At 65.6% G+C, this 24694-nt stretch carries 20 protein-coding genes, 1 rRNA gene and 2 pseudogenes; 9 read left to right on the top strand and 14 right to left on the bottom strand.

Going from position 1 to position 24694, the window contains the following annotated elements; all coding sequences use genetic code 11:
• The first annotated feature begins 86 nt into the window (after positions 1-86).
• From rrf to tusA, 3 genes and pseudogenes are all read left to right on the top strand, one after another.
• Positions 87-202: ribosomal RNA gene (gene rrf / locus CN538_RS18910) — 5S ribosomal RNA — on the top strand.
• Between the two features lie 237 nt (positions 203-439).
• Positions 440-1510 carry a 23S rRNA (cytidine(2498)-2'-O)-methyltransferase RlmM gene (gene rlmM, locus CN538_RS18905; RefSeq protein WP_106420431.1) on the top strand — a complete coding sequence of 357 codons (1071 nt, stop codon included), beginning with the start codon at positions 440-442 and terminating at the stop codon, positions 1508-1510.
• Between the two features lie 90 nt (positions 1511-1600).
• Positions 1601-1778, top strand: a pseudogene (gene tusA / locus CN538_RS18900) (sulfurtransferase TusA).
• Positions 1779-1794: 16 nt separating this feature from the next.
• On the opposite strand, the gene CN538_RS18895 reads toward tusA, so the two are convergent.
• Entirely contained in the window at positions 1795-2490 is a 696-nt protein-coding gene (locus CN538_RS18895; RefSeq protein ID WP_106420430.1) for a hypothetical protein, read from the bottom strand.
• Positions 2491-2811: 321 nt separating this feature from the next.
• Positions 2812-4258 (bottom strand): annotated as a pseudogene (locus CN538_RS18890) (MATE family efflux transporter).
• Positions 4259-4369: 111 nt separating this feature from the next.
• On the opposite strand from CN538_RS18890, the gene CN538_RS18885 reads away from it, so the two are divergent.
• Positions 4370-4795: an elongation factor P hydroxylase gene (locus tag CN538_RS18885; RefSeq protein ID WP_164999669.1), complete on the top strand. Its 426-nt coding sequence runs from the start codon at positions 4370-4372 to the stop codon at positions 4793-4795.
• Positions 4796-4958: 163 nt separating this feature from the next.
• Here CN538_RS18885 and CN538_RS18880 read toward each other — a convergent pair whose 3' ends face one another.
• Positions 4959-5423, bottom strand: a complete 465-nt coding sequence (locus CN538_RS18880) for a hypothetical protein (RefSeq protein ID WP_106420429.1) — start codon at positions 5421-5423, stop codon at positions 4959-4961.
• Positions 5380-6156, bottom strand: coding sequence for a TatD family hydrolase (locus tag CN538_RS26575; RefSeq protein WP_422917530.1), 777 nt, complete (start codon positions 6154-6156; stop codon positions 5380-5382). The genes CN538_RS18880 and CN538_RS26575 overlap by 44 nt, the downstream gene beginning before the upstream one ends.
• Positions 6157-6434: 278 nt before the next feature.
• Between CN538_RS26575 and CN538_RS18870 the strand changes: the two genes are divergently transcribed.
• Entirely contained in the window at positions 6435-8387 is a 1953-nt protein-coding gene (locus CN538_RS18870) for an ATP-binding cassette domain-containing protein (protein ID WP_106420716.1), read from the top strand.
• 55 nt (positions 8388-8442) lie between these two features.
• Here the strand turns inward: CN538_RS18870 and CN538_RS18865 are convergent, their stop codons facing one another.
• A complete protein-coding gene (locus CN538_RS18865; protein ID WP_035469719.1) occupies positions 8443-8898 on the bottom strand; it encodes a universal stress protein in 456 nt (151 codons plus the stop codon).
• A 199-nt stretch (positions 8899-9097) separates the two neighbouring features.
• On the opposite strand from CN538_RS18865, the gene CN538_RS18860 reads away from it, so the two are divergent.
• Complete coding sequence (locus tag CN538_RS18860) at positions 9098-9619, top strand: preprotein translocase subunit YajC (protein ID WP_106420427.1); 522 nt, start codon at positions 9098-9100, stop codon at positions 9617-9619.
• Between the two features lie 9 nt (positions 9620-9628).
• Here CN538_RS18860 and slyA read toward each other — a convergent pair whose 3' ends face one another.
• Together slyA and CN538_RS18850 are read right to left on the bottom strand one after the other, a co-directional pair.
• Positions 9629-10081 (bottom strand): transcriptional regulator SlyA, encoded by a 453-nt coding sequence (slyA, locus tag CN538_RS18855; protein ID WP_106420426.1) that lies wholly within the window; start codon positions 10079-10081, stop codon positions 9629-9631.
• Between the two features lie 77 nt (positions 10082-10158).
• Positions 10159-11286 (bottom strand): DUF5924 family protein, encoded by a 1128-nt coding sequence (locus CN538_RS18850; protein ID WP_242495395.1) that lies wholly within the window; start codon positions 11284-11286, stop codon positions 10159-10161.
• Positions 11287-11635: 349 nt separating this feature from the next.
• Here CN538_RS18850 and fadB point away from each other — a divergent pair, with 349 nt between their 5' ends.
• From fadB to CN538_RS18835, 3 genes are all read left to right on the top strand, one after another.
• Positions 11636-13804, top strand: a complete 2169-nt coding sequence (fadB, locus tag CN538_RS18845) for a fatty acid oxidation complex subunit alpha FadB (RefSeq protein WP_106420425.1) — start codon at positions 11636-11638, stop codon at positions 13802-13804.
• A gap of 26 nt (positions 13805-13830) precedes the next feature.
• Positions 13831-15006, top strand: coding sequence for an acetyl-CoA C-acyltransferase FadA (gene fadA / locus CN538_RS18840; RefSeq protein ID WP_106420424.1), 1176 nt, complete (start codon positions 13831-13833; stop codon positions 15004-15006).
• 215 nt (positions 15007-15221) lie between these two features.
• A complete protein-coding gene (locus CN538_RS18835) occupies positions 15222-15698 on the top strand; it encodes a YbhB/YbcL family Raf kinase inhibitor-like protein (RefSeq protein WP_106420423.1) in 477 nt (158 codons plus the stop codon).
• Positions 15699-15989: 291 nt separating this feature from the next.
• Here CN538_RS18835 and CN538_RS18830 read toward each other — a convergent pair whose 3' ends face one another.
• The 7 genes from CN538_RS18830 to CN538_RS18800 form a co-directional block, all read right to left on the bottom strand.
• On the bottom strand, positions 15990-16874 hold the full coding sequence (locus tag CN538_RS18830; protein WP_106420422.1) for a S66 peptidase family protein: 885 nt from the start codon (positions 16872-16874) through the stop codon (positions 15990-15992).
• 28 nt (positions 16875-16902) lie between these two features.
• Complete coding sequence (locus tag CN538_RS18825; RefSeq protein ID WP_106420421.1) at positions 16903-19059, bottom strand: putative bifunctional diguanylate cyclase/phosphodiesterase; 2157 nt, start codon at positions 19057-19059, stop codon at positions 16903-16905.
• Between the two features lie 114 nt (positions 19060-19173).
• Positions 19174-19566, bottom strand: a complete 393-nt coding sequence (locus CN538_RS18820) for an MAPEG family protein (protein WP_106420420.1) — start codon at positions 19564-19566, stop codon at positions 19174-19176.
• Positions 19567-19656: 90 nt separating this feature from the next.
• A complete protein-coding gene (locus CN538_RS24690; RefSeq protein WP_106420419.1) occupies positions 19657-19959 on the bottom strand; it encodes a TolC family protein in 303 nt (100 codons plus the stop codon).
• Positions 19874-21079, bottom strand: coding sequence for a TolC family protein (locus tag CN538_RS18810; RefSeq protein WP_164999668.1), 1206 nt, complete (start codon positions 21077-21079; stop codon positions 19874-19876). The genes CN538_RS24690 and CN538_RS18810 overlap by 86 nt, the downstream gene beginning before the upstream one ends.
• A 17-nt stretch (positions 21080-21096) precedes the next feature.
• A complete protein-coding gene (locus CN538_RS18805) occupies positions 21097-22437 on the bottom strand; it encodes an HlyD family type I secretion periplasmic adaptor subunit (protein WP_106420417.1) in 1341 nt (446 codons plus the stop codon).
• Positions 22434-24176, bottom strand: coding sequence for a type I secretion system permease/ATPase (locus CN538_RS18800; protein ID WP_106420416.1), 1743 nt, complete (start codon positions 24174-24176; stop codon positions 22434-22436). Before CN538_RS18800 ends, CN538_RS18805 begins: the two co-directional genes overlap by 4 nt.
• Positions 24177-24694: the final 518 nt, after the last annotated feature.

Here is a 24694-nt window from a genome sequence, read left to right as displayed (position 1 = left end):
AGACGTATCATCAGCATGATCCAGATTGGTCGATGTGAAGCTGGCGCGTGAAAGCGTGTCACAGGTTCATGTCGACGTCAGTTTTGCCTGACGACCATAGCGAGTGGGAACCACCTGATTCCATGCCGAACTCAGAAGTGAAACCGCTTAGCGCCGATGGTAGTGTGGGGTCTCCCCATGTGAGAGTAGGTCATCGTCAGGCACCTATACCGAACCCCGGTCTCGACAGAGACCGGGGTTCACTCGTTTCTGGGAATCTCTCCTGACGAGTAGCGGCGTGGCCCAATAGAGCGCCGAATAAAAGATCCGCAGGCATCGATACAGACCCTCAGTCTTGCCGAGACTGGGGGTCACTTTTTTTGGGGTTCGAGGCGTGTCCAGCACAACACATGGTATCGTGTCGCCCACGATTGATGAGTATTCGAGAGAAGAGGCGAGTGTGAGCCAAGTCCCCAATGCATGGCTGCTTTACTGTCGAGCCGGTTTCGAATCCGACCTGGCTGCGGAGATTACCGAGCGCGCGGCGGCGGCCGGTGAGCCGGGGCGTGTCGCTCTGGCCGAACCCGATAGCGGCTTCGTCTGCTGGCAGACCGAGTCTGGCCCGGCCAACAGCGTGCATCGCCAGCTGCCGCTGGCGTCGCTGGTCTTCGCGCGTCAGTCGCTGGTGGCCTTCATGCCGCTGACCCTGGACCGGGAAGATCGGATCTCGCCCATCAGCCGCTTGGTCGAGGAAAGCGGCTGGAGCTTCGAGGCGGTCTGGCACGAGACCCCGGACACCAATGATGGCAAGGCCCTCGGGCGCTTGGCGAAGTCACTCAGCCGCCCGCTGGAGAGCGCGCTGAAGCGCGGCGGCGGGCTGCGCCGCAAGGCCGGCGGCCGGCGGTTGCATCTGTTCTGGCTGGCCGGCGATCGTGTCCAGGTCGGGATCAGCTTTCCCGGCAATCGTAGCGAGCATCCCGGTGGTGTGCTGCGCCTGCGACATCCCGCCGATGCTCCCAGCCGCTCCACGCTCAAGCTGGAGGAGGCCTGGCATATCTTCATCCCGAAGGAGAGCTGGGAGACGCGGCTCTCGTCCGGGATGCAGGCGGTCGATCTCGGCGCGGCCCCCGGAGGCTGGACCTATCAGCTGGTGCGCAAGGGCCTGTTCGTCTACGCCATCGACAACGGCCCCATGGACAAGGCCCTCATGGCCACCGGCCAGGTCGAGCATCTGCGTGAGGACGGCTTCGTCTGGGAGCCGCCCTATCGTCTGGACTGGCTGGTCTGCGATATCGTCGACAAGCCGATGCGGGTGATCGACATGGTCGAGCGCTGGCTGATCCGGCGCTGGTGCCGAGAAGCGATCTTCAACCTCAAGCTGCCGATGAAGAAGCGCTGGGACGAAGTGCGGCGCTGCCTGACCCGCCTGGAGGAGACGCTGCATGCTCATGGTGTCAGCGCGACCATCGCCTGTCGCCACCTGTATCATGATCGTGAAGAAGTCACCGTCATTGTGCGGATCGACGGATGAAGGTGCCGGAGGAGAGCAGCATGCAGAGTCGGACACACAGCGCAGAGTGAAGAGACACTCGACACTCAGGGGCTTTACTGCCCCGAGCCGATCATGTTGATGCACAACAAGGTGCGCGATTGCAGCCGGGTCAGATTCTGCAGGTCATCGCCACCGACCCCGCGACGACACGCGACATTCCCAAGTTCTGCAGCTTTCTGGGCACGAGCTGATCGAGCAGAGCGAAGAGGAAGGGCGCTACCGCTATCGGCTGCGGCTCGGCGGCTGAGCATGTACTGCCGGGCTCAACTGCCCGGCATGACCATCAGTGCCAGCGCTTCCAGCGTGTCCGGATCCTCGTTGCGGATACGATTGGCGATGTAGCGCTGGAAGAAGTAGAGCGTCTCGTGCCGGCTGCGTCCGGGATAGAGGCAGTCATCCCCCGGCAGCACCGGTAGCGAGTCGACGCGGGCGTCGTCGACCAGCATGGCATCGACGCTGCCGTCGCTGTAAAGATGCCAGGCGACGATCTGTTTCAACTGCCAGGGGCGCCCATCGCTGTCCATGCACAGGGCATGGGTGCCCTGAGTTTCTGGCAGTTGCTGGGTCAAAGAGATGTCCGGCGTCTCTTCATAGTCGAAATAGGCCGCGGCATGCTCGAGTTCGGCGATCTTGTGCTCCGGGGCGAGGTGGAAGATCTCCCGCGTCTCCGGGTCGCGGTAGCCGACGAAATGACCATACTCCGGGTCATCGAGTTCGTGGCAGGCGCTGAGACTCTCCATCCATGGCACCAGACCCACCACTTCGCCATCCTCGCGTAGCCCCCAGGCCAGCAGTGGCATGGCGTAGAGGGTGTCGGGCTCGGATGCGAGATAGTAGAGCATTTCCAGCCCGTCGAGCTCTGGCGACAATCTGACCAGTCGCTTTCTTGCCCTTAGCCGGTGCCTCATGGTCTCGAGATCGATGATCTGCGCGGAGCTGGGGGAAAGTTGGCTTCCCATGGCTACCCTCCTGGTCGGCAATCGGTCGGCTTGGGCCTCGGAACCACCTGCAGCCGCTGTGGTTATATCACTCGCTGTTGCCTCGCGTGGCTGGTTACCGCGTCACGCCATTGTCTATGAACGGCTCGCCATCGCTTGTCCGTTCCTTACCTGTCTATCAATTGCCTATACATCACTTCTCTATCATCTATAGCTACTGTCATGGCATACGGCCACTGCCGCGACCCGAGCCACGCGATGACCTGTCGCTCACGTCATGAAGACCTGAAGCTACTGCCATGACGGCTTGAAGTCACTATTAGCACAGCCTCTGCCGGGGTGTTAAGCCCCGGCGGTCGATTTTCCCCCGTCGTGCGCGACCTGGCGCGACGTGCGGCCCTTGATCAGCAGGCGCCAGCCCAGCATCAGGGCGGCTGCGGTCAGGCCCGCGTTGAGCCCGATCCAGTAACCATAGATGCCCAGCTCGGGGATACCCGTCATGCCGCGCCCCAGGGTATGCCCCACGCCCAGTCCGATGACCCAGTAGGCGATCAGGGTGATGCCCATCACCACTCGGGTGTCCTTGTAGCCGCGCAACGCGCCCGCCAGGTTGACCTGCAACGAATCCGAGACCTGAAACAGCATCGCCAGCAGGATCAGCGACAGTGCCAGTGACTGCACGGCACTATCGGCGCTGTAGAGGTGACGATGGGTCGCGCCAGCAGCCATAGCACGGCGCAGTTGAACAGCGCCAGCAGCAGTCCCACGGCCACCCCGTTCCAGGCCACGAAGCGTGCATCCCCCAGGTCGCCGGCCCCCATGCGGTTACTGACCCGTACCGTCAGCGCCATGCTCAGCGACAGCGGGAGCATGAACAGGATCGAGGTGACATTGAGCGCAATCTGGTGGGCGGCGACGGTGACTTCACCGAGATAGGCCACCAGCAACGTGATCACGGTGAACAGAGTGACCTCGAAAAAGATCGCCAGCCCGATGGGCAGACCGATGTAGAGCAGCTCGCCGATTTCTCTCAAACGCGGCGCGGTCGGGGCGGTCCAGATCACCACCGGCGCATAGGCGCGGCTACGACGGTGTACCAGGCCATACCCAGACACATCGACCACATGGACACTGCCGTGGCGATGCCGCAACCCAGCGCCCCCAGCGCCGGCAGATGCTGCAGCGGCGCAGGCACGCCGCTGCCGAGCAGGTCGACCAGCCCCGGGCCGCCGTAGATCAGCAGGTAGTTGCTGGGCACGTTGACCGCCAGCCCGATCAGGCTGATCCACAGCGCCGGGCGCGTGTGATGCATTCCGTCGGAGAAGGCGCGCAGCGCCTGGTAGAGCGCGATCGCCGGAATCCCCCAGGCGACGGCGCCGAGATAGTCTGTGGCCAGGGCCGCGACCGTCGTGGGCACCTGCATCCAGCGGAACACCAGGCCCGAGCCCAACCCGAGGGTGAGTGCCGCAAGGCAGCCGAATGCCAGTGCGACCCACAGCGCCTGATGCACCTTGGCGCGCACGTGCTGGGGCCGGCCGGCGCCCATCTGATGGGCCACCAGCGGTGTCAGGCCCATCAGCGTCCCGGTCATCAGCAGCATCACGGGGACCCATAGGCTGGCCCCGACCGAGACCGCCGCGAGATCGGTGGCGCTGGCGCGCCCGGACATGATCACATCGGCGGCGCTCATGCCGGACTGAGCCAGCTGGGCGCCGCAGATAGGCAGGCTCAGACGCAGCAGCGCCGCCGTTTCGCGACGCCAGCGTGGCAGGCGGGGGAGGGTCGACACGGCTCGCTCCTTGACCGGACGGACAGGGCGGGAATATTAGCAGGAGTCGCTGGGTGATGCTCGGCGTCGGGCATGGACTTCCGTATACTGCGTGGCGGTCCAGGAGGAGTCATGGTGTACGCAATCGAGGATGTCATGGCGCTATTCGATGGTGTCTTCGCCGATACCTTCAATACGCGCCTGGTCAAGGGCGGCGACGAGCCGATCTATCTGCCTGCCGGTGGCGATGTCGGCTATCACCGTATCGTCTTCGCCCACGGTTTTTTCGCCAGCGCCCCTGAGGTGAGCCACTGGTGCATCGCCGGCGCGGCGCGGCGTCAATTGGAGGATTACGGCTACTGGTACGAACCGGATGGCCGCGATGCCGCTAAGCAGGCGGTATTCGAACAGGTCGAAGCCGCCCCGCAGGCGCTGGAGCGGCTGCTGTGCCAGGCCTGTGCCAAGCCCTTCGAGGTCAGTGTGGACAATCTCGATGGTGTTGCCGTCGACCGCCAGGCCTCGCTGCCAAGGTCGCGCGCGCGCCGAACGCTATCGTGATCAGGGTTTTGCCGCCGCGTGCCGAGGCATTCACCGCCACGCTGCGGGCGTTCTACCGTCGAGGCGAGACGCATGAAGTGGCGATCGCGGCCGGCCGCGCGCGGCTCGACGCGGTACTCACCACGCATGAGCACCGCTTTAAGCGGCAGCCATCACCCTTGGGTCAGGCCTGGTGCAGATAGAGCATCACCTGGACTTCGTGCTCGGGGCGCAGCGGCTCCAGCCCCAGCTCGCCGAAAAGCTCGCCGCGGGCGCGCGACCACTCGCCGGGCGATAGATCAGGATACAGAATCTCCGCCGGTGCCAGTTCGACGAACGGGTCGACGCCAAAGTCGTCGAACATTCTCGAAAGCGCCGCTTCGTCATCCTGCACGCCGGCCGTATAGAGCGTCTGGCTGAAGTGGTCGTTCTCCAGCTCGCGCAGCACGTCCAGCGGGCTCACGCCGAACTGGCGCAGCTCGTCCAGACCGTAGCCGCCGAGCGAGAGCAGCTCCTCGTCGAGCCAGTCATCGTCGGGCTGGATCAGCGTGTGCTTGACCTGGCCGTTGGGTAACGCCCAGGCGATCGCCAGCGGTATGGCGTTGTCATCGCCGGTCTCCACGGCAATGAAACCGGGAAATTCGCTCATGGCTCGAAAGTCTCCTGCAGACGGAAGAAGCGGCTGGCGGTTCGGGTGTGACGCGGGCCAGCGTCTCCTCGTCCTCGCCGCGCCAGCGCGCCAGCTCCCTCACTATCCAAGGTAGCAGAGCCGGCTCGTGGCGACGGCCCTTGATCTTGGCCGGCAGGTTGCGCGGTAGCAGATAGGGGCAGTCGGTCTCCACCATCAGCCGTTCAGCGGGTACCTCAGCAATGAACTCACGCAGATGATGACCGCGCGTTCGTCGCTCAACCAGCCGGTCTGGCCGATATGCAGGTCGAGGTCGAGATAACCGTAGAGGGTATCGCGTTCGCCGGTGAAGCAGTGGATCACCGCGTCGCTCAAGCGGTGACGCCACTCGTGCAGTATCATCTCGCATGCGCCGGCCGGCGTCACGCTCGTGGAGGAACAGCGGCAGCCCGGACTCTGCGGCCAGCGCCAACTGCGCCTCGAAGGCCCGCTCCTGGTCCGCCGGCGAGGAGAAATTGCGATTGAAATCGAGCCCGCACTCGCCCACCGCCACCACCCGTGGTTGCGCATGCAGGTCACGCATGCGGCGCTCCAGCGCGGTATCCCAGTCGGCGGCGTGGTGCGGATGCACGCCGGCGGTAGCCCAAAGGTTAGGGTGGCGCTGGCTCAGCTCGCAGGCACGCTCGGCGCCTTCGGGGTCCGCGCCGGTCACGACCAGGGCGCGCACGTTGGCCGCTTCGGCCCGGGCCAGCACCGCCGGCAGATCCGAGGTGAAGCTCTCGTGGGTGAGGTTGGCGCCGATGTCGATCAGTGCCGCGGGGCGGTGAGACGCAGCGCTTCGGGGAGCGGTGAATCGTCAGCGGACAAGGCGTCGGGGGGCGTGTCGCTCAAGCGGCACTCCTTGCAGTGGGTGTTTCGAAGCCGACCATTGTAGAACGCCGGCCCCGCGAGTGCAGCCTGCTATCGGTGCAGCCGTCCCGGCAGGGTACAATGGCAACCGATCATGCATGCATCACCACCGAGAGGATCAACGTGGCCCTGCTTCGCCTGGAACAACTGCAACTTGCCTATGGGCACCACAGCCTGCTGGATGGCGCCGACCTGGTCATCGAGAAGGGCGAGCGTCTGGCGCTGGTCGGCCGCAACGGCACCGGCAAGTCGACCCTGCTGAGGTTGATCGCCGGAGACAATCAGGCCGACGATGGCCATGTCTGGCGCGCGCCGGGGCTCAAGATCGGGGTGCTCGAGCAGGCCCTGCCGGACGCCGATCAGGCCACGATCTTCGAGGTCGTGGCCCAGGGGCTGCCGGAGACCGGCGCCCTGCTGACCGAGTATCACCAGCTGGTGGCCCAGGCCGAGCCTGACATGCGCCGTCTGGAAACGCTGCAGACGCGGCTAGAGGCGCTCGACGGCTGGTCCTTCCATCAGCGTATCGACTCCGTGCTGACCCGACTGGGCCTGCCGGCAGATACTCTGATGAGCGATCTTTCCGGCGGCTGGCGGCGGCGCGTGGCGCTGGCCCGGGCGATGGTCGCCGGCCCCGATCTGTTGCTGCTCGACGAGCCCACCAACCATCTCGACATCGACACCATCGCCTGGCTCGAGACCCAGTTGCTGGCATTCGAGGGCGCGGTGCTGTTCATTACCCACGACCGCGCCTTCCTGTCGCGGCTGGCGACCGCCATTCTCGAGCTGGATCGCGGGCGCCTGGGCCGCTACCCCGGCGACTACGCCACCTATCAGGCGCAGAAGGCGCACGAGCTCGAGGTCGAGGCGCGTGAGCGTGCCGAGTTCGACAAGAAGCTGGCCCAGGAAGAGAGCTGGATCCGTCAGGGCATCAAGGCGCGGCGCACGCGCAACGAAGGACGTGTGCGTGCGCTCGAGAAGATGCGCGATGAGCGGGCCCAACGGCGCGAGCGCACCGGCAAGGCGTCGTTCCAGGTCGACAGCGGTGAGCGCAGCGGCAAGCGCGTGGTCGAGCTGAAGGGCGTCACCCACGGCTACGCCGAGGCGCGCGGAGGCGACGGCATCGTCATTCGTGATCTGTCGCTGGAGATCCAGCGCGGCGACCGCATCGGCCTGATCGGACGCAACGGCGCCGGCAAGACCACTCTGCTCAAGATCCTGCTCGGCGAGCTGACGCCGAGTGCCGGCGACGTCCGGCTGGGTACCAATCTGAGCGTGGCCTATTTCGACCAGCTGCGTGCCGGGCTCGAGCTCGACAAGAGCGTCTATGACAACGTCGCCCAGGGCAGCGACAAGGTCAGCGTCGGTGGCAAGGACAAGCACGTCATCAGCTATCTGCAGGACTTCCTGTTCACCCCGGAGCGGGCGCGCCAGCCGGTGCGCGCGCTCTCGGGCGGGGAGTCCAACCGCCTGCTGCTGGCCAAGCTGTTCACTCAGCCGGCCAATGTGCTGGTGCTCGACGAGCCCACCAACGATCTCGATGTCGAGACGCTGGAGCTGCTCGAGGAGCTGCTCCTGGACTTTGACGGCACGCTGCTACTGGTCTCCCATGACCGCGCCTTCATGGACAACGTGGTCACCGGCGTGTTGGCGTTCGAAGGCGATGGTGTGGTGCGTGACTACGTCGGCGGCTACAGCGACTGGGTGCGTCAGGGCGGCAAGCTGCCGCCGGCGCCCTGGGAGCAGCCGGCCGCGGCTCCAGTGGCGTCCGAGGCTGGCAAGGCGAGAGACGCCGCGCGGGACGATAATCAGCCAGCGGCCCCCGCAGCCGCAGACAAGCGCCGCCAGAAACTTTCCTACAAGCTGCAGCGCGAGCTGGATGCGCTGCCGGCCACGATCGAAGCGCTGGAGACCCGCGTGGCCGAGTTCGAGACGCGCATGAGCGACCCTACCTTCTATCAGCAGGAGAGCAGCCAGGTCACTGCCACGCTGGAGGCGCTGGCGCAGACTCAGGCAGAGCTGGACGCGGCGATGGAGCGCTGGATGGAGCTGGAGGCCATGTCGGAAGGAGAGAGCTGAAGCCATGGTGTCGAGAGGCCCATCGCGCGGCAGGCGCGATGGGCCGGGTACCGAGTTACTCGGCGCTTTCGCCATCCTTGCCCACGCGCACCGCGAGCACGTCGCACTCTGCGCCATGAAGCACGCCGGTAGAGGTGGAGCCCAGCAGCAGCGCGAAGCCGTGGCGGCCGTGGGAGCCGACCACGATCAGATCGACATCGTGATCCTTGGCAAAGCGCTGGATTTCGGTATCGGGCATGCCGACCACGATGTGTTGATCCTCGCGCGGAATGTCGTAGGGATCGGCGATATCGCCCAGACGCTGCGTGGCGTGCTCGTCCAACTGGTCCTGGATGCTGGTGAGATCCATCGGAATGTCACCGCCATAGGCAAAGCCGAGCGGTTCCAGCGTGTGCATGATCGAGAGCTTGGCCTGATTGCGGCGGGCAATCGGGATCGCGCGCTCAAGCACCTTGTGCGAATCCTTGGTGAGGTCTACAGCGACCAGCACGTGGTGATATTCGTTGCTCATGGGTGAACCCCCATCCGGCGAATGACAATACCCACTCTAAGCTGGGTCCATTGGGCGTACAACGGTGGCGACGCACGCCGGCCGCGACGTGCTGCCGCAGCCGATCATCGTTCATGCCGATCTCGGACGCAACGCTTTGTAAACAGACACGAAAACACGACGTCTGCGATCAGACGAGTGGCCAGGGAGAATGTGAGGTATGGCGGTATTGGGATTTCTGCTGGTGGCGGTGCTGTTGATGCTATCGCCGATGATGTGGCTGCGCCCGAGCCGGGCGGAGTCGGTGCGTGGGCGCCTGCGGCGTCACGCCAAGGGACACGGCGGCGAGCTGTCGTTCGCCAAGGCGCCGCTGGCGCAGCCGGATCTGCCGCTGACCGGGTATCGGCTGCGTTACCCCGGCACGCTCACCGGCAGCGACTTCACCTTGGTCAGGGACCGAGTCGGCAGCGATGCCCTGGCTCCGGCAGCACCGGGCTGGCGCTGGCGACAGGCACCGCTGCCGTCGCTCGATGCCAAGCGTCTGGCCGCACTCGAGGCGTGGCTCAAGACGCTCCCCGATGATGCGCTGGCGGTCGAATCGCATCAGCACACGCTGTGCGTCTGGTGGCAGGAGGCGGTGGAACTGGCGCGCTTCGAGCGCGAATGGCCGAGCTGGCAGGCGATGCGCGATACCCTCGCAGGCAGCGGCAATCCGGCGCCACCGCCCGCCCGGCCGGCGTGAAAGGCGGGCTCAGCTCGCCCGGTTCTGCTCCGACTGGCGCTGCAGCGCCACGCCGTTTTTCTCGATGCGGTCGAGCATGCTTTCGAAGGTGTCCATCTCTTCGGCGCTGAAACCGGCCAACATCTCGTCGCGCACCTCATCCACGATCGCCTCGATCTGCTCCAATAGCGGCGTCGCCTCTTCAGTGAGGTGCAGGCGTTTGGTGCGACGATCTTCGGCGCAGGGACGGCGCTCGATCAGGTTCTGCTCGGCCAGCTGGTCGAGCGTGCGCACCAGTGAGGGGGCCTCGACGCCGATTGCCCGGGCCAGATCGCACTGGGCCTGACCACCGCCCATGCGGCGCAGGTTGTAGAGCGTCACCCAGCGGGTCTGGGTCAGCCCCAGCGGCGCCAAGCGTTCATCGATGACGGCACGCCAGAGTCGTGGCAGGCGCGCCAGTTTGAAGCCGATATGTTGCGGCATAGCGGATTACCTAAAATCGTGAACGTCCTAACATTCTCCAAAGCGCCGCAGGATAATGCAAGTCGTGGCGCTTGCGGTCACTCGCCGCGGCTGCCGAGCAGATGCCGAATGTTCCAGCCGGGGATGCCCGGGGGCCGATGGATACGCCCGTCGGCGTGGGTGGCGTCGGCGTCGTCGGCCACCGTGAAACGCAGGGTCCCGATACGCTGACCGACCGCGGTGGTGACGTCGATCTGCCAGCGCCCGCTGACATCGCCACTGAAGTTCTGCTTGTGGGTCCAGGCGCGGTAGCCCTGGTCGCGACCGCCGTGGATGATCAGGGCGATACGCTCCACCACCCGGCCGTCGTGGCGCCAGACATGATAGATCTTCTCGCGCAGGCCGCGCGGGGCGCGAATCGCGGTGTAGGCGTAGAGGCCGCGGGTGCGCAGGTTCTCTGGCGTCAGCACCATCTCGCCACGCGGCGTGCGCGCAGCGGTGTCGAACCCCGGCGAGAGTGCGCTGCCCGACAGCCAAAGCGTCGCCGGCGGGATCCAGGCGCGTCCGCCCCAGGCGATGCCGCCGAGCAGGATCAGCAGGCCGAACATCGCCAGCCAACGCACCACGCCGGCGGGGCGCAGCAGGCCGATCAGGCTGGGCAGGCTGAAGAAGGTCATGGCGGCGATCGCCAGCACCAGGCTTTCGCCGGTGGTCAGGCTGAACATGATCGGTAGTGTCACCAGCATGACCACGAACACGCACAGCGAGTGGAGCAGAAAGTAGAGCCAGCGGTGGCGCTGGGAGAGGCCGAAGTAGAGCGGATCGAGAATCGCCAGCAGTGCGCAGCCCACCAGCAGCCCGGTGAACAGCGCCTGGCCGCTGGCCCAAATGGTGGTCGCCAGGAAGAAGGGCAGACAGAAGAAGAGCGTCTCCTGGTGCACCACTTGGGTGATGAAGGTGGTCACCGCGCGGGGCAGACCGGTCTTCCTGCCGCGCCGCGAAAGCCAGCGGCTGGCCACGCTCTCGACGATCAGCAACAGCCAGGTCAGCAGCAGGCCGATCGCCAATACCGCGCCCAGCCACTGCTGGCGATTGACCAGGAAGAACCCCAGCAGGCCCAGAACGAAAGCGATGGGCGGCCACAGCCACAGATAGCGCTGCAGCCGGGCAATGAGCGGTTCCAGCCAGGCGAGCCTGGTGGGGAGCGCGACTTCCTTGTCGATCACGATGAAAACGTCCTCGTTGTGCATGTCTTGCGGGGCGCGCCGAATCACTTGGCCTACGCTGAGAGACGCCACTCCCGCATAGCGTCTTGCCACGGCCTGTCGAGCCCCCGTCGCGGCCGCGATATTGTGCCATGAGGTGGCGACACACGGCACAGCGACGGGCGTGTCGTGGTGCTCGACCGGCGCGCACCGGGAGCGGCTCCCAACAGGTACGCGCGCTGGTCACGACTTTGGTTGAGCTTGACGCTACCACCGGCGCAGCTCAAGCTGGTGCTATTCAAACGCTCGTATGATTCGCTTTCGGGGCTGATCCCGGAGGTGGTTTCGCAGCCATGGCACGGAGAATCCCATGCTCTATCAAGGCGATGCCATTCGGATGGCGCGGGAGGCAGACAACGTCGTCGTCCTCACGCTCGATCTCAAGGCGGAATCGATCAACAAGCTCTCCTCCCAGGTGATCGGAGAGCTGCAGGAAGCGGTGACGGCGCTGGAGCGCGAAAGCGACGTCGCGGGGCTGGTGATCGCCAGCGCCAAGGAGGTCTTCGTGGTCGGTGCCGACATTACCGAGTTCCACGCCATGTTCGCCAAGGACGAAGCCTTCCTGGTCGACATGAACATGCAGATCCATGCGCTGTTCAATCGCATCGAGGATCTTGGTTTCCCCACGGTCACCGCGATCAATGGCCTGGCCCTCGGCGGCGGCTGCGAGCTCTGCCTGACCACCGACTTCCGCGTCATGGCGGAGAGTGCCCAGATCGGCCTGCCCGAGACCAAGCTGGGGATCGTGCCCGGCTGGGGGGGCTGCGTGCGTCTGCCGCGCTTGGTCGGCGCCGACAACGCGGTGGAGTGGATCGCCGGCGGCAGCCAGAACGACGCCGCCACTGCGTTCAAGGTGGGCGCGGTGGACGCCGTGGTATCCGGCGATCAATTGCTGGACGCCGCGCGTGACGTGCTCGCCAAGGCCCGCGCCGGCGATCTCGACTATCAGGCGCGGCGCGCCGAGAAGAAGGGCCCGCTCCAGCTCAATGCGGTCGAGCAGATGATGGCCTTCGAGACCGCCAAGGGCTATGTCGCCGGCAAGGCCGGCCCCCACTATCCGGCGCCGGTAGAGGCGATCCGCGTGATCCAGAAGGGCGCCGGCGAGGAGCGCGAACGGGCCCAGCAGATCGAGGCCAACGCTTTCGCCAAGCTGGCCAAGACCGACGTCTGCTACAACCTGGTGGGGCTGTTCCTCAACGATCAACTGGTCAAGAAGCGCGCCAAGCAGTACGAGCGCGACGCCAGGACGGTAGCCCAGACCGCGGTGCTGGGTGCCGGCATCATGGGCGGCGGCATCGCTTACCAGAGTGCCTACAAGGGCACGCCGATCCTGATGAAGGACATCAAGTCAGAGGCGCTGGAGCTGGGGCTGAAAGAGGCGCGCAAACTGCTGACCAAGCAGCTCGAGCGCGGCAAGCTGAGCCAGACGCGCCTGGCCGAGGTGCTGAGCAATATCCGCCCGACGCTCTCCTACGGCGACTTCGGTGAGGTCGATCTGGTGGTCGAGGCGGTGGTCGAGAATCCCAAGATTAAGGGCGCGGTACTCAAGGAGGTCGAGGCGGCGGTGGGCGAGGAGACCATCCTCGCTTCCAACACCTCGACCATCTCGATCGACCGCCTGGCGGCCAACCTGTCGCGGCCGCAGAACTTCTGTGGCATGCACTTCTTCAACCCGGTGCACCGCATGCCGCTGGTCGAAGTGATCCGCGGCGAGCACACCTCGGATGCGGCGGTGGCGGCGACGGTCGCCTACGCGCGCAAGATGGGCAAGACCCCGATCGTGGTCAACGATTGCCCCGGTTTCCTGGTCAACCGGGTGCTATTCCCCTATTTCGGCGGCTTCAGCCGTCTGGTCGAGCTGGGTATCGACTTCGAGCGCACTGACAAGATCATGGAGCGTTTCGGTTGGCCGATGGGGCCGGCCTATCTGCTCGACGTGGTCGGCATCGATACCGCGGTTCACGCCAGCGAAGTGATGGCCGAAGGTTTCCCCGAGCGCATGGGACAGGATGGCAAGTCGGCGATTCAGGTGATGCTCGACAACCAGCGCCTGGGGCAGAAGAACGGTCAGGGCTTCTACCGTTACGAAGAGGACAAGAAGGGCAAGCCCAAGAAGCTTCACGACGACGAGGCCCACCGGCTGGTAGCCGAGGTCGAGCGCGAGACACGCGAGCTCGACGATGACGAGATCATCGCGCGCATGATGGTGCCGCTGTGTCTGGAGACCGTGCGCTGTCTCGAAGAGGGCATCGTGGGCTCTCCCGCCGAGGCCGACATGGCACTGATCTATGGCATCGGTTTCCCGCCGTTCCGCGGTGGTGCCCTGCGCTATATCGATGCCATGGGCTGCGCCGAGTTCGTCGCCCTGGCCGAGCGGCTGGCGGCGGAGCTCGGCGCGCTCTACGCGCCCACAGAGCGGCTGCGCGAGATGGCCAGCCGGGGCGAGCGCTTCTACGCCGAGGCCGGCGGCGACGCCTGATTTCACCACCAACCGGAGTCAACGTTATGAGTTTGCATGCAAGAGATGCCGTGGTGGTCGATGCCGTTCGCTCTCCCATGGCCAAGGCCAAGCATGGCGCCTTTCGCAACGTGCGCGCGGAGAATCTCTCCGCGGCGGTGATGCAGGCGCTGTTCACACGTAACGCCGGGCTCGATCCGGCAGGGGTCGATGACGTGATCTGGGGCTGCGTCAACCAGACCCTGGAGCAGTCGATGAACATCGCCCGCAATGCGGCGATTCTCACCGGCATTCCGCGCTCGGTGCCGGCGCAGACGGTCAACCGGCTGTGCGGCTCGTCGATGAGCGCGCTGCACATCGCGGTGGCCAACATTCGCGCCGACATGGGCGACTGCTACTTGATCGGCGGCGTCGAGCACATGGAGCATGTACCCATGACCCACGGGGTCGACGTCAACCCGGGGGCGAGCAAGCATGCCGCCAAGGCGGCGATGATGATGGGCCTGACCGCCGAGCTGCTGGGCAAGATGCACGGTGTCACCCGCGAGCAGCAGGACGAGTTCGGCCTGCGCTCGCACCGGCGCGCCAGTGAGGCCAACCGGCAGGGCTGGTTCGACAACGAGATCGTGCCGATCGAGGGGCACGATCAGCAAGGGTTCCGCATGCTGGTCAAGCATGACGAGGTGGTGCGCGAGGATGCCAGCCTCGAGCAGATGGCCTCGCTCAAGCCGGTGTTCGATCCCAAGAACGGTACCGTCACCGCGGCGACTTCATCGGCGCTGTCGGTGGGCGCCTCGGCACTGATGGTGATGAGCTACGAACGCGCCAAGTCGCTGGGACTCAAGCCGCTGGCCAAGGTCGTCTCTACCGGGGTGGCCGGTTGCGATGCCTCGATCATGGGCTATGGCCCGGTGCCGGCATCGCAGAAGGCGCTCAAGGCCGCCGGGCTCAAGATCGCCGATATCCAGACGGTCGAGCTCAACGAAGCCTTCGCCGCACAGTCGATCCCGGTACTCAAGGATCTCGGCCTGCTCGATCGCCTCGACGAGGCGGTCAACCTCAACGGCGGCGCCATCGCCCTGGGCCACCCGCTGGGCTGCTCCGGCGCGCGCATCTGCACCACGCTGCTCAACGTGATGCGCCAGAAGGATACCAAGCTGGGGCTGGCGACCATGTGTATCGGCATGGGACAGGGCGTGGCGACGGTGTTCGAACGGCTCTGATCGCATAGTGTTCGAATCCGCCGTCGCGTTTCTCGCTGCGGCACCCGACGCCGGCAGCTCGCGGACACGAGCTGCCGGCGTCATACGTGACGGGGTGGTGCGACACTGGCTACGTGCGTCCATGCCGGGTTGAATCTCACGCTGGCGCCACCACCTCTGATAGACGAGCAGACGCGTTGGCGTCACCGTCCATCGCTTTTCAGGAGAGCAACCCTATGCCTTTTGCACCGTCGAGCATGCACGTCGAAAGTACTGCCTTCGCGCCGAACGCGCCCATTCCCAAGCGCCACTCGGCTGAAGGCGAGGATCTCTCTCCTGCCCTGAGCTGGCGGGACGCCCCTGCGGATACCCAGGGGTTCGCGGTGATCTGCCATGACCCGGATGCGCCGCTGGTCAAGGATGGCAGCTACGGCTACGTGCACTGGCTGCTCTATAACCTCCCGGCGGACGTGACGTCGCTTTCGGAAGACACCCGAGAAGGCACGGCCGGTGTCAACGATGGCGGTGCCGTGGGTTACGGCGGGCCCATGCCGCCGGAAGGCCACGGGGTGCACCAGTACTATTTCTGGGTACTGGCGCTGGATACCCTGACCGAGCTGCCGGAAGGCCTGACGCAGCGCGAACTGCTCGACGCGCTGGAGCCACACATTCTGGGCATGAGCCGGCTGGTCGGAACCTATAAGCGTGACTGACTGAGACCTTTGGTCACTGCGTCACCGGCACACGGCGCCATCCTTCGGGTGGCGCCGTGTGTTTTTGTGCACGGCGTTCAGAGGGTGTTTACAAATTCGACGAGCGAAGGCGAGGCAAGGCGAAATCGGCCGAAAAGAGGACCGGGCTGGCGTTCCAGTTTACGTGGTGTAAATGAGTACTTTACTCGCTCCGCTCGCCCTTCGGGCCGTCCTTCGGACGTTCTGAACTTCGTTCAGTGAGGTCGATTTCAACGCCGTATCGCCGAGCGTAGGCATTTTGTAAACATTCTCTCAGGCCGAGAAGTGCAGGCGTGAGTCGACGATGCTCGCCGGCGCGCCATAGCGCCAGGGCAGGTTGTCGCGGCCATGGCCGATGGGCAGGCCGCCGAATAGGGGAATGCCGCGCGGCGTGAGCCAGGTTTCGAACAGCGTCTCCAGGCGCAGATCGGCGTAAGGCTCGCAGCCTTCGAAGGTACCCAGGCAGACCGCGCCCGCCGTGTCGAGTGCGCCGGATTGGACCAGCTGCCATAGATCGCGCTCGAGCCGGTAGTAGGGTTCGCCGACATCCTCGAGGATCACGATGGCGCCCGGCGGAGCACGAAACGCCAGCGGCGTGCCGGCCACGCTCGCCAGTACCGCCAGATTCCCTCCCACCAGCGGGCCGCTGCTGCGGTGGTCGGGTGCTGCGGTAATCGCGCTCAGCGCGACGCTGGGGGGCGCTTCGCCCTGCAGCAGGCCCTTGAGAGCCTCCAGGTCACGGCGGCTGGCAGCGCGTACCGTCGGGTCTTCGGCCACCAGCTTGAGCCCCTCTTTCATCACCGGGCCATGGATCGCCGGCAAGCCGTGGCGCTGGCACTGGCTCAGCAACACGCTGAGATCGGAGTAGCCGATCAAAGGTTTGGGCGGCAGGCGCGACCAGTCGATCTCGGTGGCCAGATGGGCGCAGCCGTAGCCGCCGCGCACGGCCCACACCGCGTCGGTATCGGGGTCGACGTAGGCGGCCTGCAGCACCGCCAGGCGGTGAGCCACGTCCCCGGCCAGATAGCGGCAGCGCGCCTGTAACTGCGGCGGAAAACGTACGTGGATACCCAGCTCTGCCAGCGCTTCGGCTGCCTGGTCTAGAAGTTCGGGGGCGGTGAACGAGGCTGGAGCGACCAGACTCAGCGTCAACGACATAGCGCGCTCTCGGGCAGCGGGTGGAGCTCTACCTTAGCCCGCCCTTGGGGGCGCGGCCAGTGCCGTCGGCGCAGGCGCCGAGGCATTCGAGCAGGGCTTCCATGGGCATCGGCCGGCCCAGGAAGAAACCCTGGTACTGCTTGATGCCCAGCGCCTGCAGCAACTGCCACTGGGCCTGCGTTTCGACCCCCTCGGCGATGGTCTCCATGCCGAGCAGGTCGCACAGCCCCACGATACCCTCGAGCAGGTGGCGCGAACGCGGGTCGGCCTCCAGATCGCTGAGGAAACTGCGGTCGATCTTGATGGTGTCGAACGGCAGGCGCTTGAGATAGCCCAGCGACGAGTAGCCGGCACCGAAGTCATCCATGGCCACGCGGAAGCCTTGTCTGCGCAGCTCCTCGATGCGTGCCTCGGGGGCTCGGGTATTCTCCAGAAAGACCGACTCGGTCACTTCCAGCTCGATCAGTTCGGTGGGGATGGCATGGCGGCGGCAAGCGCTGCGCAGGGTCTCCGGCAGCGCCTCGTCCATCACGTGCAGCGCCGAGATGTTGACCGCTACCGGAATGGCGTGGCCGCTGGCCGCCAGCCGAGCAGCACCGCGCGCTGCGTGCTCGATCGCCAGAGTGCCGAGGGCGCTGGCCATGCCATTGTGCTCGGCCAGAGGTACGAAGGTGCTCGGCGGTACCTGACCATGACTCTCGGTATGCCAGCGGGCCAGCAGCTCGGCGCCGACGATCCGGCTGTGCTGATCGAACTTGGGCTGGACCAGGAAGTCGAGCGTCTCCTGGGCAATTGCATCGCGCAGCAGCGAGAGCATCGACATCTTTTCCAGATCGTGATGCTTGAGCTGGTCGTGATAGATCGCGAAGGCGTTCTTGCCCTTGTCCTTGGCCGCGTACATGGCAACGTCGGCGTGCTTGAGCAGGGTTTCGCTGTCCTTGCCGTCGAATGGCGCGTGGACGATGCCGATGCTGGCGGTGACGCTGATCTGATGACCGCCGATCACCATCGGTTGGGCCAGGACTTCCAGCAGACGCCGGGTGATCCGCGGTGCCAGCTGGCGATCGCTGCCCACGTCGATCACCACCACGAACTCATCACCACCCCAGCGCGCAATCAGGTCGCGACTGCGAAGCGTGGCGCGCAGGCGCTTGACCATGATCCGTAGCAGGGTGTCGCCGGCCTGATGGCCGAGCGAGTCATTGATGTACTTGAAGCCGTCGAGGTCGATGAACAGCACCGCCAGGGCATGGATCGGCGAGATCTGGCGCAACTGCCGATTCAGTGCGTACTGCAGGGTGGCGCGGTTGGGCAACTGGGTCAGAGTGTCGATGCTCGCCAGGTGCTCCAGCTCGCGCTCCGAGCGCTTGCGGGCCGAGATGTCGCGCAGTACGGCGATGTAGTGCACCTGTTGGCTGTCGCCGAGGGTGAAGTCGCTCAGCGTCAGCTCGACGGGGATGGTATCGCCGCTGCCGGCGTCGAATACCCCCTCGTGGTGGTGACTGCGCTCACGACTGACCGCCGTGGCTGGCGGCCCGGATAGCGCGTTGGCGCTGACATAACGGCTGAGCGGATGGCCCAGAATCTCGCTGAGCGGTAGGCTGCCGAGTTCGCGAAAGGCGTCGTTGGCCTCGAGAATCTGCCACTGTTCGCCGACCACCAGCATCGGGTCGCGGGAGGCGACGAACGCATGGGCGCGCACGCGACTGCCGATATCGCAGACGTTGTCCTCGGCCACCACTTCACGCATGCCGGCGGCAGCCAACGGGTAGCCCTCCGCGGTGCGCAGGGTGACTGCGCCGCGGATTCGCCAGCGCAGCTCGGGTCGATGGCGATCGGGCTGCAGGGTGAGGTCGAAGCGGTCGTCGAGGCCGCAGATCAGACGTCGCCATTGATGCACCAGGCGCTGGCGCTGTGCGGGTGTCATCGGGCGCAGCAGCTCGCGAAAGTTCAGCTGGGGCGGCGCCGCGTCATGTGCCACGCCCGACGAGAACAGTCGACAGAAGGCGTCCGGGAGTGACCAGTGCCAGGGAACCAGGCCAAGTATCGTCAGCGCATCCAGCGGCCGGCCACGTGGCGCCTCATGACCGTTCGACGCCGGGGCCGTGCGAAGGTCGACCTTCTGCATGGCTGGCAGCGCCTGGCCGGAAGTCCGGCCGAGGGGGGCGTCGTCGTCGATGGGCATGGGGTATGGGTCTCGATCTCTGGCAAGGATCACTCGTCCTTAACCTGAAGCTTATCGACGCCATGGGCTAAAACTTGAACCGGGCCCAGGCGTGTCGCGCCCTGGCCGCAGCGCTCACAGGAGCGCCAGGGCGAACAGGCACAGCACCGCGAGAAAGGCGACAATGAATACCGTCGAGCGCAGCGTCGCCAGGTCCAGTGCATAGCACACGCCATGGGCGACCCGTGCGAGCACGAACACCACGCAGGCGGCGCTGCCCAGCCAGCCTCCGCCGCCGGCATAGGCGTAGGCGACCACCGCCGCGGTGAACAGCGCCAACGCCTCCCAGGCGTTCTGTTGAGCGGCCCACAGGCGTGCGCCCTTGCCTTTCAGGGTGGCGTACTGCTGGCGCGGATGATGATTGTCGAGCCCGCCAGGCGCGCGCCGTCGTTCGGTGCTACCCCAGAAGGCCAGCCAGAAAGGGAGCAGGGCGGTGATCAACAGGCACCAGAGCGGTAGCGTCGTCATGGGTATCTTCCTCGATCGAGCCAGAGTGAGTCGTCACGCCGTCAGCGGCGCGAGTGCTTACAGCCAAGGTAGCAGACGCCGGTCGCGCCGCTAGCCGAGCGGTGGTAGCGCTCGATCGTGGCGCTCGAGACGTCCGAGCACGGTGAACAGCGCGGTGACCGATGCCGAGTCGAGGCCGCCGATGGCGGCATCGAGATGGGCACGATCGCGCAGATAGGCACACACTGACTCGACGTAGCGAATACGCAGATCGTAGAGCGAAGAGCGTGCATCCAGCACATCGACCAGATCGCGTAGACCTAGTGCCTCACCGCGCTGAGCCGCGGCCAGGAACAGACTCGCCGATTCGGTGGAGTGCTGTAGCGCCTGGAGCTGGCGCTGATCCGCCTGCATGCCGCAGACGCTTGCGCACCTCCTGCTGGGCCAGGCGCTGTTCGTCGTCGAGCGCGGCGGCGCCGGCCAGGGCGCTGAGCTCGGCCTGGCGGATGCTGGCGGTGGTATAGCCGCCCTGATAGAGCGGCAGATCGACTTCGACCCCGGCGCTCAGGTCGCGGCTGGTGCGCAGCGGGTCGTCGCTGTCGAGATCGTTGTAATCGAGCACCAGGTCGACCTTGGGATAGCGTGCGGCGTGGCGCAGGTCGGTATCCGCCTGGGCGACCCGCTGACGGCGCGCGGCCAGTTCGACCTGTGGATTGCCATCGGTCAGCGCCAGCAGGTCGTTCAGCGGGCGGGGCTCGGGGTCCAGGGTCAGGGTCTGCGGCGGTTCGATCAGTGCCGGGGCAAAGTCGAGCGTGGCACCGCTGAGACGTTCGAGATCGCTGACCGCATTGGCCATGTCGCTCTCGGCGGCGGTCTGATCGGCGATCGCCTGATCCAGCCGCGACTGCGATTCGAGCAGATTGATGCGATCGCCCACGCCCAGCTCGTAGGCGCGCTGGGCTTGGCGCTGCTGCAGTACCAGCGCCTCGCGCTGGGCGATCAGCAGGCCGACCTTGCGTGAGGCCTGATAGGCGTCCAGATAACTGTCGATGACCCTCAGTGCGAGATCGCGTTCGGCCACCGCCACCTCGAGCGTTGCGGCATCCACCTGGGTACCGGCCTTGTCGACCTGACGCCAGCGCTCGAGATCGAACAGCGGCTGGCTCAGGCGCAGGCCCCAGCTACTGTCGCGGGTACGTCCGGAGACCCGCTTGGCGTAGTCGGCATCGGGGTAGTCGTCGGGTTGCGGGTATAGATATTGTCGGCATCGCTCAGGCGGTAGGCGGCATTGGCGCTGACCTGCGGGCGTAGACGCGCGCGCGCGCCATCGCCACCTCCTGCGCCACCGCGCGGCTGTCGAGGCGCCGGCTGCGCAGGCCGCTGTCGTTGTCGAGGGCCAGACCCACCAGTGCCGGCAGTGGCGGTAGCGCTGGCGGGTCGGGCTGAGCACACTGCTACTCAGGACAAGGCCCAGGGCCAGGCGTGGCAGAGACCCCAGGGCCAGACGCCAGCGGGGCAGAATCGAGAGAGACACGGATGAGTCGCGACGCATCACTCTTCTCGCAGCGCGCGGGCGAGCATGTCGTCGAACGGCTTCAGCAGATAGCTGGCGAAGGTGCGTTCACCAGTCTGAAGCATCACCTCTGCGGGCATGCCCGCGAGCAGCTGCATCGAAGCGTTGATCTGGGCCTGGCCCGCGCTGGTGACCCGGATACGCGCCTTGTAGTAGTGGGCCCGGGTGGCCTCATCCTCGAAGGTATCCGCGGAGACATGTGCGACCTCTCCGGGTACCACCTGGGTCAGACGCTGGTTGAAAGCGCTGAAGCGGATCTCGGCGGGCTGGCCGGCGTGCACGTTGTCGATGTCGCGGTCGGGGATGCGCGCCTCGACCACGAAAGCCTCGTCGGCGGGGACGATCTCCATCAGCGTATCCCCCGAGCGGATCACCGCGCCCTGGGTATGGATCTGCGAACCGACCACGGTGCCGGCGACCGGGGACGCGATGGTGGTCCGGGTCACCTGGTCGCCGAGGGCGGTAATGCGTTCCTGGGCATCGGTCACCTGCGCCTGTACCGTTTTCAGCTCCTCGCCCACCTTCTGGTGATACTCCTGACGCTGAATCTCCTGCTGCAGGCCGTTCTCGCTGATCTGCGAGCGCAGCTGTGCCACCTCGGCGGCGTGCTGAGCATTCTCGCCGCGATACTGCAGCACTTGGCGCTCCAGTTCGCGCAGATGCTGGTTGTCTCCCAGCCCCTCGCTGAACAGCGTACGGTAGTCGCCGGCTTCGCCGCTGAGCGAGGCGATGCGCGAGCGGTTGATACGCTGCAGTGACTCCAGACCGGCGATCTGCTGGTTCATCTGGCGCGCTTTTTCGTCGAGTGCTGCGAGCGCGTCGGCCTGGGATTTGCGGCGCACCTCGAACAGTCGGCGCTGGACGTCGATCACCGCCTGCACCCGAGGCGACGGATCTTCCAGCAGGCCGGCGGGAAACTCGAGCGTGTCACGGTCGGCCTGTTCGGCGTTGAGGCGGATTTCGCTGGCCAGCGCGATACGGTACTCGGACTGGGCGATCGCCAGCTTGGAGAGCGGCTGGGTGTCGTCGAGCACGATCAGGGGCTGACCGGCCTTCACGGGATCGCCATCGCTGACCAGGATGCGTTTGACGATGCCACCCTCGAAGTGCTGGATCTTCTTGGTCGCGCCCTCGACCGTGACGGTACCGGGGGCGACCACCGCGACCGCCAGATCGGCGCTGGTCGCCCACAGCACGAAACCGCCCAGGGCGATCGCCAGCAGACCGAGACCGGCGCGGCAGGTGGTGCGGTCGCCGGTCGGGGCGCCGCCCGACGAGGCGCCGGGGCCGAGTGACAGCGGTGTGGTGACGGAACTCATGAGGGCGAGGACTCCTGTGGGGGGCGCGCCGTGGCCACGGCGTCGCCGACACGGCCGCGGGCGCGCAGGCGCAGCGCCTGTACCCCGCTGCTGGCGGTGGGGGTATCGGATCGGGTGTGGGCGTCGATTCGCACGATGCGTCCGGCCTCCAGCTGAATGACGCGGTCGACGTGATCGAGAATGGCCGGAGTATGGGTGACCACGAACAGCGTCGTGCCCTCGCGCTTGAGCTGCGCGAGGCAGGCGATCAGGGCGCGCTCGCCGAGGGTGTCGAGGTGCGCGTCCGGCTCGTCGAGAACCACCAGGCAGGGCGAGCCGTAGAGTGCCCGCGCCAGCCCGAGGCGCTGGCGCTGGCCGCCGGAGAGCACGCCGCCGCCGCTACCCTGGATGAGGGTGTCGTAGCCCTGCGCCTGGTGCAGGATCATGTCGTGGACCCCCGCCTTGTGGGCCGCCTTGAGCACTTCGGCGGGATCGAGCTGGCCGAAGCGGGCGATGTTGTCGCCGATGCTGCCGTCGAACAGCTCGACATCCTGCGGCAGATATCCAAGGTGGGGGCCGAGGCGTTCCCGCGGCCACTGGGCGATGTCGCTGCCGCCCAGGCGCACCTCACCGTGCTGCACCGGCCAGACGCCCAGCAACACGCGTGCCAGGGTCGACTTGCCGGCGGCGCTGGGGCCGACGATGGCGATGTGTTCACCCGGTACGCAGTGCAAGGCGATCTCGTGCAGCGTGGCCGCCTGCGCCCCCGGCGGGGCGGCGCTCACGGCGCTCAGCGCCACGTCGCCGGTGGGCGCCGGCAGCGGCATACGCTCGTTCTCGGTGGGGAGCTTCGCCAGCAGCGCGTCGACCCGGGCATGGGCGGCGCGCGCCTGGATGAACCCCTTCCAGCCAGCGATCATCTGATCGATCGGCGCCAGCGCCCGGCCCATCAGAATCGAGCCGGCGATCATCATGCCGCCGGTCAGGCTGCCTTCGATGACCAGCAGCGCACCCAGCCCGAGCACCAGCGACTGGAAGGTCACCCGCAGGGTCTTGGAGAGATTGCTCAGCACCCCGGCGCGGTCGCTGGCGTGTGACTGGTGCAGCAGATAGGCCTGCTGACATTGCTGCCAGCGGCGGTGGAGGTTGGGCAGCATGCCCATGGCCTGGATCACTTCGGCATTGCGCAGATTGCTCGCCGCCATCTCCTGAGCTTGCGCGTGGGCGCGGTTGGCCTCGCTGAGCAGCCCCTGGGTGCTCTTCTCGTTGATCCACGCCAGGCCCATCAGGATGATGCCTGCGGCTGTGGCGAAGGCACCGAACCAGGGGTGGAAGAGTGTCAGCAAGCCGATATAGAGCGGTATCCAGGGGGCATCGAAGAAGGCGAACAGGGCATGGCCGGCGATGAACTGGCGCAGCGTGGCGAGATCGCCGAAGGCTTGTGCCGAGGGCTTGCCGGCGCTCGCCAGGGCGCGCTGGAAAGAGGCCTGATAGAGCGGCTCGCTCAGCGCACGATCGAAGCGATTACCGACCCGCACCAGAATGCGCGAGCGCACTACCTCCAGGCCGCCCATGATCGCGAACAGGTAGAGCACGACCAAGGTCAGCATCGTCAGCGTCTCGGGGCTGCGTGTGGTGATGACCCGATCATAGACCTGCAGCATGTAAATGGAGGGAACCAGCATCAGCAGGTTGATGAACAAACTGAAGAACAGCACGTAAAGAAACGACTTGCGGCAAGCGAGCAACGCTTGATGCATGACTGTCTTTGAAGGGGATCGATTCACGTGATGGCCCAGTGAAGTGGCGAGGGGCGCTTGGGAAGGGCGCTTGGTCGGCGTCAGAATGCGGAGATTGTGAAGATATTTGCAAGCCCAAAGCCGCGGTGAACTTTGTCCGGTAGGGATGGTATCGATGTTGTCGTGAACGGTTTTTTTATCATGATAATCAATGCTTTTTGAAGCGCGTGATGGAAGGTTCGTGTGGCCGCCTGATACCTGTCTGCCGAGAACAACCGCGCTGCGGGCGCCGATTTTCGGGGCTTTGGCGCTGTTTCATAGTCTGATGTTTATCAGGCTGCGTTCACGAGTGACTTCGTTATTTCGGCATTGGTAACGAAATGTTAATGCGGTTTTTGACCGCGAGTGTCGATAAATCAATGACCTTGGATTTGGCGCCGAGAGTCATCATTCCATCGCCTTCAATCATTTCCTGAAACTCACCTCGAGAGTGGGAGAAGTTTCAACTTTCGCAGGCTTCAGCGACAGGTTAGTTTCCG

It is taken from the genome of Salinicola tamaricis (assembly GCF_003006155.1).
GTDB lineage: Bacteria > Pseudomonadota > Gammaproteobacteria > Pseudomonadales > Halomonadaceae > Salinicola > Salinicola tamaricis.
Note: the sequence above shows the minus strand (reverse complement) of the source record. Positions and strands in the feature narration are given on the sequence as shown.

What these genes read in the sequence shown, in the direction of transcription:
- CN538_RS18825 (WP_106420421.1), bottom strand. Translation starts at nt 19,059, where the DNA reads ATGCCCATCGACGACGACGCCCCCCTCGGCCGGACTTCCGGCCAGGCG.
- CN538_RS18885 (WP_164999669.1), top strand. Translation starts at nt 4,370, where the DNA reads ATGGTGTACGCAATCGAGGATGTCATGGCGCTATTCGATGGTGTCTTC.
- CN538_RS24690 (WP_106420419.1), bottom strand. Translation starts at nt 19,959, where the DNA reads ATGCAGGCGGATCAGCGCCAGCTCCAGGCGCTACAGCACTCCACCGAA.
- CN538_RS18835 (WP_106420423.1), top strand. Translation starts at nt 15,222, where the DNA reads ATGCCTTTTGCACCGTCGAGCATGCACGTCGAAAGTACTGCCTTCGCG.
- CN538_RS18895 (WP_106420430.1), bottom strand. Translation starts at nt 2,490, where the DNA reads ATGGGAAGCCAACTTTCCCCCAGCTCCGCGCAGATCATCGATCTCGAG.
- CN538_RS18830 (WP_106420422.1), bottom strand. Translation starts at nt 16,874, where the DNA reads ATGTCGTTGACGCTGAGTCTGGTCGCTCCAGCCTCGTTCACCGCCCCC.
- CN538_RS18800 (WP_106420416.1), bottom strand. Translation starts at nt 24,176, where the DNA reads ATGCATCAAGCGTTGCTCGCTTGCCGCAAGTCGTTTCTTTACGTGCTG.
- CN538_RS18805 (WP_106420417.1), bottom strand. Translation starts at nt 22,437, where the DNA reads ATGAGTTCCGTCACCACACCGCTGTCACTCGGCCCCGGCGCCTCGTCG.
- fadB (WP_106420425.1), top strand. Translation starts at nt 11,636, where the DNA reads ATGCTCTATCAAGGCGATGCCATTCGGATGGCGCGGGAGGCAGACAAC.
- CN538_RS18880 (WP_106420429.1), bottom strand. Translation starts at nt 5,423, where the DNA reads ATGAGCGAATTTCCCGGTTTCATTGCCGTGGAGACCGGCGATGACAAC.
- CN538_RS18860 (WP_106420427.1), top strand. Translation starts at nt 9,098, where the DNA reads ATGGCGGTATTGGGATTTCTGCTGGTGGCGGTGCTGTTGATGCTATCG.
- CN538_RS18820 (WP_106420420.1), bottom strand. Translation starts at nt 19,566, where the DNA reads ATGACGACGCTACCGCTCTGGTGCCTGTTGATCACCGCCCTGCTCCCT.
- slyA (WP_106420426.1), bottom strand. Translation starts at nt 10,081, where the DNA reads ATGCCGCAACATATCGGCTTCAAACTGGCGCGCCTGCCACGACTCTGG.
- fadA (WP_106420424.1), top strand. Translation starts at nt 13,831, where the DNA reads ATGAGTTTGCATGCAAGAGATGCCGTGGTGGTCGATGCCGTTCGCTCT.
- CN538_RS18865 (WP_035469719.1), bottom strand. Translation starts at nt 8,898, where the DNA reads ATGAGCAACGAATATCACCACGTGCTGGTCGCTGTAGACCTCACCAAG.